Source organism: Fulvivirga lutimaris (assembly GCF_009711525.1).
Lineage (GTDB): Bacteria > Bacteroidota > Bacteroidia > Cytophagales > Cyclobacteriaceae > Fulvivirga > Fulvivirga lutimaris.
Genome location: NZ_SMLV01000130.1, coordinates 1 through 2431, shown reverse-complemented (window position 1 = coordinate 2431; position 2431 = coordinate 1). Strand labels below are relative to the sequence as shown.

Sequence of the window (2431 nt, the reverse complement as noted above, 5' to 3'; positions counted from 1 at the left end):
ATAAAAATGCACAAGGCGAAAAGGTGGAAGACACACAATGGCACAATGTGGTAGCCTGGGGTAAGACTGCAGAGATAGCGGGTGACTATCTGAAAAAAGGACAGGAGGTAGCCATTGAGGGTAAACTTGTGCACAGATCTTATGAAACATCTGCGGGTGATAAAAGATATATCACTGAGATAAATCTAAATGAGTTATTGATGATTGGTGGAAAAAAATAAAAACCTGATTTTCATCATGTTTTTTCTGCTATCATCTTACTACATTTATTGAGCATTTCAGAGCGTCACTGACCTTGAGGTGTTCATAGAAAAGATGGTACTTTGTACATTGAAATTTTAACTTCAATGACAGTCCAACTCAAAGGCGAGCATTGCTCGCCTTTGGAGTTTATGACCCTTTTATACTTGATAGCAAATAGCACCTATCAGCTTAGGAGACTTTTACTGTGCCTCTCTTGATTTTATATAATTGCTTGGTGTTGTGTTTAATCTGTTTTTAAAAACCTTATTAAAGGTAGCCTTGGAATTAAAGCCACTTTCATTGGCTAAACCTAAGATTGTGAGTTTGTGATGTGCGCCTTCTTCAATCGACTTTAAGAAAGCTTCAAGCCGGTAGTTATTAACAAAATCGTTAAAGCCTTCATGGTACACTTCGTTTAATAACCAAGAAAGCCTATTGCTTGTGGTTTTAAGTTTCGAGGCGAGCTCATCCAATGTTAAATTCAGTTCCTTATAAACATGTTCTTCTTTCATTAGCCTTTCTAACTCCTCCTTAAGTTTTGACAACTGGTTGTCATTTGAAAGTTGAGCAGCATCACCTTTAGTGGCTGGAGCTATACTTTTAACACTGTTAATAGCATAGTATGCAATGATATGTACCGTTAGGGGCGTTATTAACCAAATGGCATTATAATCAATGAATAAACGATGACTAACAAAGTATCTATATAAGAAAGTTACAAGCCATAGGATTACATCAGCATACATCAGAATTATGAAAGCATTTAAAAATTTGAATTTCTTTCTTTTAGATGTTAGTCCTCTATTTGACCTGATCATGAAAAATGAAACGGAGATGTATATCAGCCCTGAAATAATACCACCAAATTCAGTTAATGAATACCATAGCGTCAAGCTACCATCATACTGCATTTGAACTAATTCCTTACTGGTATATTGGCATACATATGCTACAGTGATTAGATAAATAATGATTGGTATATAGTGATATAGCTTTTTAAAATTTGAATGGCCTAAGATTGATTTGGTGTAGAAATATATGACTGGGCCAAATAAAAAGATTAAAGCATCTGGCAAAAACACGAAATGGAATGGCAAAGAGGTTTTTCTGAAATGAAAATAAAAACCTCTGCCCAAAAGCATAATTGTAGTCATGAAAATTATCCATATTAAGTACTTATTAGCTTTTTTATGTACTAAATAACCACTAAGTGCCAGGCCTTGAATTGCTCCAGATAGGATTATAATATCTATTAATTTGAAATACATGCTAAGCTTGTTCTTAGTTATGACCAACCATACGTAAGGATTAATTAATTGGATACACAATTGTGTGTTTGTGACAAATCATCATTCCTTATAAAAATCAATTATAAGTTATTAATTGATTTCACAAAGAAACTTCCATTGACTTTTTATTTGTCTAATGGAATATCCGATCTAGAATTAGATGAAAATAAGTCTCAAATTATACTTTGAGACGACTTGATGCAGTAATACCGGTATAATTGGTGAAATAGGTCATTTATTTAAAACTCAAACGTATTCTGTCATTATGCCTTGTTGCTATTGAAACACACTCAGTTAACAATATGGATGTTGTAATATGTGTAATGCAATGGTAGAATAAATAACTAACAACTATGTTTCCTACAAAATTTCATCAAACCAGTTTAGCACCTCGAGAATTAAATTCAATGCAGCGTCAGGTACTGATACTGAGTGAAGATCAGTGTTATTCAGATTCGATGAGACTACTTCTTGAAAGCTCATTGAAATATTTTGTTTGCCAAATATCTGAACATGAGAATTACCGTCAGTTTTTGAAGGTTGTTAATTCAGGTGTTGTGATTTTAGAGTTTGACTCAAATATGTTGTCATTTACAGCATTAAGGAATGAGCTTAAGGCGCTAAAGCTTGCTCCTAAATTGTTGTTGATATTAAATGATCAACAAATGCATTTTATACCCCAAATTCTTGAAATAGGAACCGAAGCTATAATCACAAAGGGAGATGATCTTCATAGATTGGTGCAGATTATCGATATAGTTAATAGCGGACATAGTTACCTGAGCCAAAAAGTCATTAATTACCTAGTTAAGAAATCTGTGAAAGACGGTCACTCAGAGCTAACCCAGCGTGAGTATGAAGTATTGGTGCTTTTAGGCAAAGGACTGAGTTACAATGCC

At 33.9% G+C, this 2431-nt stretch carries 3 protein-coding genes; 2 read left to right on the top strand and 1 reads right to left on the bottom strand.

All coding sequences use genetic code 11. The annotated features are described in order from the left end of the window. A partial coding sequence (locus E1140_RS00705) for a single-stranded DNA-binding protein (protein ID WP_155178032.1) occupies window positions 1–221 on the top strand: 221 nt, incomplete at its 5' end. Between the two features lie 222 nt (window positions 222–443). Here E1140_RS00705 and E1140_RS00700 read toward each other — a convergent pair. After that, window positions 444–1511 (bottom strand): helix-turn-helix domain-containing protein, encoded by a 1068-nt coding sequence (locus tag E1140_RS00700; protein WP_155178031.1) that lies wholly within the window; start codon window positions 1509–1511, stop codon window positions 444–446. 374 nt (window positions 1512–1885) lie between these two features. Here E1140_RS00700 and E1140_RS00695 point away from each other — a divergent pair. Beyond that, window positions 1886–2431: response regulator transcription factor (locus E1140_RS00695; protein ID WP_185153342.1), on the top strand; the 546-nt coding region annotated here is incomplete at its 3' end.